Below are 4,038 nucleotides of genomic sequence, written 5' to 3'. Positions count from 1 at the left end.
TCGTCGGCCTGCTCACCCTCGGCCGCACCGACGCCGTGCCCGCCTTCACCCCCGACGAGACCGAGCTGCTCGGGGACCTGGCCGGCCGCGCCGCCACGAGCATCGACAACGCCCGCCGCTACACCCGCTCGCAGGGCATCGCGCTCGAACTCCAGCGCGCCCTGCTCAGCGAGCCCGGCAACCCGCACCAGAACCTCGACCTCGCCTCCCGCTACCTGCCCTCCGGCACCACCTCGGTGGTCGGCGGCGACTGGTACGAGAGCGTCCGGCTGCCGTTCGGGCGCACGCTGCTGGTGATGGGCGACGTCATGGGCCACGGCGTGGAGGCGGCGGTGGACATGAGCCACTACCGCTCCACCCTGCGCGACGTGGCCGGGATGGACCTGCCGCCGCACCGCATCCTGCGCCAGCTCGACACCGTCATCTCCGCCAACGACTCCGCCCGCCCGGCGACCTGCCTCCTCGTGCTCGCCGACCCCAGCCGCGGCCGCTGGACGCTCTCCAGCGCGGGCCACCTGCCGCCCGCCCTCATCGCCCCGGGCCGCGCCACCGAGCTCCTGCGGATCCCCACCGGCCCGCCGCTCGGCACCGGACTCGGCGGCTACGAGCAGGCGACCCACCCGCTCAGCCCGGGCCAGACCCTCCTCCTCTACACGGACGGCCTGGTCGAGCGCCGCGGCGAGGACATCGACGTCTCGCTCGCGCGGCTCGCCGACCTCCGCCTGCCCGCCGCGGGCGAGCTGGACGACCTCCTCGACGCGCTCCTCCACTCGATCGCGCCGGCGGCGGCCGAGGACGACATCGCGCTCCTGGCCGCCCGGCCCCGGCCGCGCTGAGCCGACTGCCCCGCTAGACCTTCGCGAGCGCCTGCTCCAGGTCCGCCCACAGGTCCTCGGGGTGCTCGATGCCCACCGCGACCCGGACCGTCCCCGCGCCGATCCCGGCCGCCGCCAACTCGGCGTCCGACAGCTGCCGGTGGGACGTGCTGGCCGGGTGCAGCACCAGCGTGTGCACGCCGCCGAGCGACGGCGCCAGCGAGGCCAGCCGGACGGACTCGGTGAACGCGCGGGCCGCCTCCCGCCCGCCCGCGAGGTCGAACGCGAGGACGCCGCCGTGCCCCTCGGGCAGCAGGCGCAGTGCCAGCCCGTGGTCGGGGTGCGCCGGCAGGCCCGGGTAGTGGACGGCGGTCACCGCCGGGTGCGCGGCGAGGCGGCCGGCCAGGTCGAGGGCGGTGTCGCAGTGGCGGCGGACCCGCAGCGCGAGGGTCTGCATGCCGCGCAGGGTGAGCCAGGCGGCGAACGGGTCGGCGGTGGCGCCGAGTTCGAGCGCGTGGTGCCAGACCTTCTCGTGGAGCTCCCGGTCGGCGAAGACGGCGAGTCCGGCCAGGACGTCCGAGTGGCCGCCGAGGTACTTGGTGGCCGAGTGGATCACGATGTCCGCGCCGTGCTCGATCGGCCGGCACAGCAGCGGCGTCGCGAAGGTGTTGTCCACGACGGTGACGACCCCGGCCGCCTTCGCCGCGGCGATCAGGCCGGGCAGGTCGGTGACCCTCGTCGTCGGGTTGGAGATCGTCTCCAGGTGCAGCAGCCGCGTGTTGGGCCGCAGGGCGGCCGTCACCTCGGCCGGGTCGTCGCCCCCGACGTGGGTGACCTCGACGCCCCAGCGCTCGACGAGGTCGGCCAGCGTCGCGAACGTCCCGCCGTAGAGGCTGCGCTGGGCGATCACGTGGTCCCCGGAGCGCAGCAGGGCGAGCAGGACGGTGTTGATGGCGCCCATCCCGGAGGAGGTGGCGAGCGCGCCGGTGCCGCCCTCCAGGCCGGCGACGGCCTCCTCCAGCGAACGGACCGTCGGGTTGCCGTTGCGGTTGTAGACGAACCCGCCGTCGGGGCCGCTGAAGGCCGCCACGAGGGCGTCGCTGGAGTCGAAGGCGAACACGTGGCCCTGGTGGAGCGGCACGCCCATCGGGCGGCTGCCGTTCACCTCCACGACGGGCGGGTGGACGATCCGGCTCTCGGGGCGCAGCGTGCGGTCGAAGTCGCTCATGCCGCCATCCTGGGGCCGGACGACCGCGCCGCCCAGGGCCAATCGCGATCATTGGGCCCTGGGCGGCGGGGTGCCGGCGGGCTGTCGGCGCGGTGGGGCGCTCAGCGGCGGCGGCTGAATATCCGCTTCACGAAGTAGATGATGCCGATGATCAGCAGCACGAAGAGCAGGATGATCAGGATCACCACGACCAGCAGGAACTTGCCAAGCTTGGCGAAGAACCCGGACTTCTTCTTCTGGGGCTGGGGCGCCGCGAGCCGAGCCGCCGACTGCGAGCGCTCGGCGGCCGTCACGGTCGTCACTGCGTGCGCGTCCGCCGAACCGACCGTGGACTGACCGGCCGTGGACCGACCGGCCGTGGACTGACCGGCCGTGGACTGGGCGACCGCCACCGCGCGCGGTGCCGCCGCCGCGGGCGCGCCCGACGCCACGGCACCGAGGCCGAGGGCGGCCAGCAGCGCCACCAGGGCGCCGGCCATCGAACGTGCGATCCGCTGAGTCATCGTGCTCCTCGTACTTCGGCGCCCGGGTCCTGCCCGGGCGTCAACCAAGGAGAACGACGACGCATCCGGGCCCCGGGGTTCCCGTCCGGCGGCCGGAAATCGCGGACGTGCGCCCCGGAACGGAATCCGGAGCGCATCCCTCCCCCGCCTTCCCCGCCTCCCCGTCTGCCCCGGCGTCAGCGCCTGGTGCCGCAGGACGGGCAGAACGCCGAACCGTCCGGCACCTCCTTGTGGCAGCCCGCGCACTCGGACGGCTGCGCGAGCCGGTACCCGCAGCCCGGACAGAACGGCGTGCCGTGCGTCTCCGCCGAGCACTGCGGGCACACCAGCTGCCGTCGCGCGTTCACGTCGAACTCCGCACCGGACTGCTGGCCGACGCTGTAGGCGCGCTCGGACACCATGTCGTTGAGGCCGCGCCGCTGCGCCACCATGGCCTCGGCGGCGGTGTCCGGGGCGCAGTTGTGGCACAGGCCCTGGCCCGGGTCGAAGCAGCGGCCGCACACGTAGGTGGTGCAGCGGGCGCAGCGGTTGAAGTGCGTCTGGGCGTTGGTGATCGCGCGCTGGAACGCGGCGTCGCGCGCGCTGCCCCAGGTGTGCCCGGCCAGGCCGTCGGCGGCGTTGCTGATGGTGTTGGCGTTGCCGCCGATGAGGTTCCAGGCGGCGCTGACGCCCTTGCCGATCCACCCGGCCACCTGGCCGGTGGTGAACGCCTCGAACGGCGAGCGCCAGGTGTCGGAGCAGCGGTAGCAGGAGAATTCGAACTGGAAGCCCGCGCCGGTGCCGTACTGCTCGCACATGTCGCGGTAGTTGCTGCTGAAGTAGATCTCGGAACTCACGTCGTCCCCGGAAACTGGTGGAGTGGCAGGTGGGTGGTCATCACGTCGACCGCGCCCGAAGCGACGTTCGCACGGACCGGGGCGGTTGCGCCAGGTCCCGCAGACCGGTTGCAGCACGACCAGGGCCGAACCGTGACATTCGCCGGCCCCGGGATACCTCCTGCTCAGGCCGCGGTCACAGCCCCGCCGCCGGGAGCAGCACCACGCGCGACGGGTCGAACCGCTCCCAGCCCGCCGGGCGGCCGCTGCGGGTGACCCGCAGGCGGCACCAGCGCTCGCCGCCCGCGTCCTGCCACCAGCCGCTGATCCGGCCGAGCCGCCAGGAGCCGTCCGGGAGGTGCACCTCGACCGGCTGGTACACCCACTGGACGTCCGGCCCGTCCGGCTCCCCGCCGTCCGCAGGACTGCGCCGACTCTCCACCACGGTTCCGCCTCCCGGCCCGGACGTGGCCGGCGGCCTCCCGGGTCGGGCGGCCACGCGACCAGGCGTGCAGCTCACCCGTCGAACTCTACAGGCGTGTAGAGCAGCGCGGGCGGGGTTCCGCGGACCCGGGCAGGCCTTAGGTTCTGTACGGCGGATCTTGTGACCGTCGCATGATCGGCTCGTTGTACTGGTCATGGGGCGGGGAGATCTGAGCAAGGACGAGTGGGACCGG

At 74.0% G+C, this 4,038-nt stretch carries 5 protein-coding genes; 1 reads left to right on the top strand and 4 read right to left on the bottom strand.

Translation table 11 applies throughout. From position 1 onward, the window contains the following. A partial coding sequence (locus ACFV4F_RS42760; RefSeq protein WP_380511321.1) for a PP2C family protein-serine/threonine phosphatase occupies window positions 1-836 on the top strand: 836 nt, incomplete at its 5' end. 13 nt (window positions 837-849) lie between these two features. On the opposite strand, the gene ACFV4F_RS42755 is transcribed toward ACFV4F_RS42760, so the two are convergent. From ACFV4F_RS42755 to ACFV4F_RS42740, 4 genes are all read right to left on the bottom strand, one after another. Next, window positions 850-2,043, bottom strand: a complete 1,194-nt coding sequence (locus ACFV4F_RS42755) for a trans-sulfuration enzyme family protein (RefSeq protein WP_380511318.1) — start codon at window positions 2,041-2,043, stop codon at window positions 850-852. A gap of 101 nt (window positions 2,044-2,144) precedes the next feature. Then, on the bottom strand, window positions 2,145-2,546 hold the full coding sequence (locus ACFV4F_RS42750; RefSeq protein ID WP_380511315.1) for a hypothetical protein: 402 nt from the start codon (window positions 2,544-2,546) through the stop codon (window positions 2,145-2,147). A 176-nt stretch (window positions 2,547-2,722) separates the two neighbouring features. Then, window positions 2,723-3,382, bottom strand: a complete 660-nt coding sequence (locus ACFV4F_RS42745; RefSeq protein ID WP_380445764.1) for a zinc ribbon domain-containing protein — start codon at window positions 3,380-3,382, stop codon at window positions 2,723-2,725. 175 nt (window positions 3,383-3,557) lie between these two features. Then, window positions 3,558-3,806, bottom strand: a complete 249-nt coding sequence (locus ACFV4F_RS42740) for a hypothetical protein (protein ID WP_329931473.1) — start codon at window positions 3,804-3,806, stop codon at window positions 3,558-3,560. Window positions 3,807-4,038: the final 232 nt, after the last annotated feature.

It is taken from the genome of Kitasatospora sp. NPDC059722 (genome assembly GCF_042733235.1).
Classification (GTDB): Bacteria; Actinomycetota; Actinomycetes; order Streptomycetales; family Streptomycetaceae; genus Kitasatospora.
Note: the sequence above shows the minus strand (reverse complement) of the source record. Positions and strands in the feature narration are given on the sequence as shown.